Annotated in this window: 1 protein-coding gene; it reads left to right on the top strand. The window is 54.3% G+C overall.

Annotated elements, in window-relative coordinates; translation table 11 throughout:
• The coding region (locus KQX66_RS36685; protein WP_216798426.1) for an AMP-binding protein at positions 1 to 368 on the top strand (368 nt) is incomplete at both ends.

Raw genomic sequence — 368 nt, 5'->3', positions numbered from 1 at the left:
GAGCGCATTCGCTACATGCTGGAGGATTCGGAGGCAAAATTGCTCCTGGCGCAGGGCCATCTGCTGGAGTGCGCGCCATTTGCAGGCCACATCGTCAATTTGGACGACGCCGGGGTCTACAGCGAGGACGATACGAATCCGGAGCTCGTTAACGATGCCGTGAATGCGGCGTATGTGATTTATACTTCGGGAACGACAGGCAGACCGAAGGGGGTCGTGGTAGAACACCGCTCGGTCATTAACCGCTTGTTGTGGATGCAGAAAAATTATCCGATTGATGCAGCGGATACGATTATGCAGAAGACGGCAATCACCTTCGACGTATCGGTATGGGAGCTGTTCTGGTGGGCATTCGCAGGTTCGAAAGT

It is taken from the genome of Paenibacillus oleatilyticus, assembly GCF_018998565.1.
GTDB lineage: Bacteria > Bacillota > Bacilli > Paenibacillales > NBRC-103111 > Paenibacillus_G > Paenibacillus_G oleatilyticus.
The sequence above is the reverse complement of the archived record's forward strand: the minus strand, read 5'-3'. Positions and strand labels throughout refer to the sequence as shown.